This is a genomic window from Psychrobacillus sp., from assembly GCF_056205495.1.
Genome location: NZ_JBAEAP010000079.1, coordinates 1 through 2,256, shown reverse-complemented (window position 1 = coordinate 2,256; position 2,256 = coordinate 1). Strand labels below are relative to the sequence as shown.

3 protein-coding genes are annotated in these 2,256 nt (G+C 34.7%); 1 reads left to right on the top strand and 2 read right to left on the bottom strand.

The genetic code is table 11. From position 1 onward, the window contains the following. A partial coding sequence (locus AC06OU_RS02500; RefSeq protein ID WP_475853744.1) for a DinB family protein occupies positions 1 to 296 on the top strand: 296 nt, incomplete at its 5' end. An 837-nt stretch (positions 297 to 1,133) separates the two neighbouring features. Here AC06OU_RS02500 and AC06OU_RS02495 read toward each other — a convergent pair. Continuing rightward, entirely contained in the window at positions 1,134 to 1,595 is a 462-nt protein-coding gene (locus AC06OU_RS02495; RefSeq protein ID WP_475853742.1) for an SRPBCC family protein, read from the bottom strand. An 11-nt stretch (positions 1,596 to 1,606) separates the two neighbouring features. Further along, positions 1,607 to 2,256, bottom strand: a 650-nt coding sequence (locus AC06OU_RS02490; RefSeq protein ID WP_475853741.1) for a GNAT family N-acetyltransferase, incomplete at its 5' end; no start/stop codon positions are given.

The following is a 2,256-nucleotide window of genomic DNA, read 5'->3' as shown; positions in this document are numbered from 1 at the left end:
CTCTCACTTCAAAGGAAAAACTGTTGGAACTCGGTTGGAATGAAATAAAAGTACACTTTGAACAAGTAGATTCTTATGTAAATGAGGTATTTGAAGTATTCGCACAACAAATGGATAAGCCGATAAAGAGGCAGATTCCTTGGAGAGAAGGAGGAGAACCGATATCAATGACACCTCGTAAATTGCTCATGCATACAATCACTCATGAATTCCATCACAAAGGACAGATTATGGCTATGGCACGCCAGATGGGTTATGAACCTCCTAATACAGATGTGTTAGGAACAGTAGATTAGAGGTGATTATACGTGGTACTTTCTAAAGTATGATTTAGAAAACATGACCCACATTTCGGTTGTCTGTTGTTATGTCCAAAACATTAACTTTGCTCCATTAAGAATCGTATCCAATATACAAATATAGATTTAGAGAAAAAACAAGTTACAGGGGTAATAAAATATAATGGCGAAGCATATTTAACTATAATTGTGGATGTTCAAAACAATAATATAAAGAAGGGTTGCTAGATTAATAAACCTTTTCATAAAGCTAACTACATGGAAATAATTGAATCTGAAGACAAATATTTAATTGAAAGTAGAATACATTATTACCCTAATCGTTAACTCCTAATTTAACCCGTGCTTTAGTAAAAAAATTACACATATAAAAAATGAGCTTGGATATACATTTTCCAGCTCATTTTTTATGTGTATTTATAAATTAACCGCTAACCTTATGGTCATTTTATTTAATTGCCAGTGTTTCTGCTACGGATTTTCCTCGTTCTAGAAAAATTTACGACAATAACCCCATAATTTGCTACAATCCAGCCTTACTTTACGACAATCAACCCGTAGATTACTACAATCTCTCAGCAGCTCCCTCGATCTAGAAAAATTTACGACAATGACCCCATAGTTTACTACAATCCAGCTTTACTTTACGACAATCAACCCGTAGATTACTACAATCTCTCAGCAACTCTCTTGTTCTAGAAAAATTTACGACAATGACTCCATAGTTTACTACAATCCAGCCTTACTTTACGACAATCAACCAATAAATTACTACAATCACTCAAACCATCCACTAAAATTACATCACTTGTTCTATCACGATTTAATTCATTATTAGCATTGCTGAATTTCTTTACTTTCCTCTTTGTATACTAGGCCCTCCTCCAAGTACACCTTTAGAAGCGTTAAAGTCTCTCCCCAGCCAACTGCACAGTTCAAGCAGGCTTTTATATCCTTGTCTGAATTGGAATAGCCTGTTTCTTTAAATACAACAAGTGTCCCATCTCGATAAGGTTCTAATTTAAATTCAATTGTTGTAACACTTTCTCCTGGAGTCCATTGAAAAATGAAGGATTTATTAGGAATGGTCTCCAATATCTTACCGCCATCCACTAAATCCTTTTTGTCCTTACCTAAGCCAGTCCATCTCAGACGTATTTCACCCGTTCCATCTGATTCCTGATGTATAGATGTTTGATCAGTAAACCAAGCGTTCCATCCTTCTGCCATTGTTAGTGTATCAAATACTCTAGCAATACTTTCCTTAATGTATACTTGATGATTGATTTCTGGCATTGGTATTCCTCCTATAAAGGTTGTAATTGGCTAAGTCCTGAATGTTTTTCATAAGAAATTATAGTCATATTATCATTAATCTTCTTCTGTTCCCCTGTACGTACATAACCCATTTTTTCATATAGATAGCAGTTTTTTTCTTCTTGGAGAATGGTATCGAGCTCCCAGCTAGTCACTTCAGGATAAATCATTTCCAGCCGGGTCATTACCTTTTGAGCCAAGCCTTTTCTTTGAAAGCTTTCTAATATATTGATCATATGCAAACGCATTGTTTGCGATGTCTTTTTGTAAACATGCACACTACCTGCTAATTCACCATCTACTATAATTTTATAAAAGATACCTTTTTGCAAGCGCTCTTGAAATCGTTCAAAGGTTTGTAATACAGGAGTTGTTTGATGATCCTCATATTTTGTATATAGAGGTAAGAAGACTTGCTTTTGAATTTCATATAGCTCTTGCGCATCTTCTATTGTCGCTTTTCTTAAGCTAATTTTTGATGCTATTATGTCAAAGACATTATCTAATATATGATAGGCGATGAACTCTCCACGCTTCACCATTTCTCTTATTTCCTGAATCGTTGCCCATTTAGCATCTGCCACTTCTTCATATTGAAGCTTTAAATCCTCTATCTCTACATTTTGTTTTATCAAGTAAT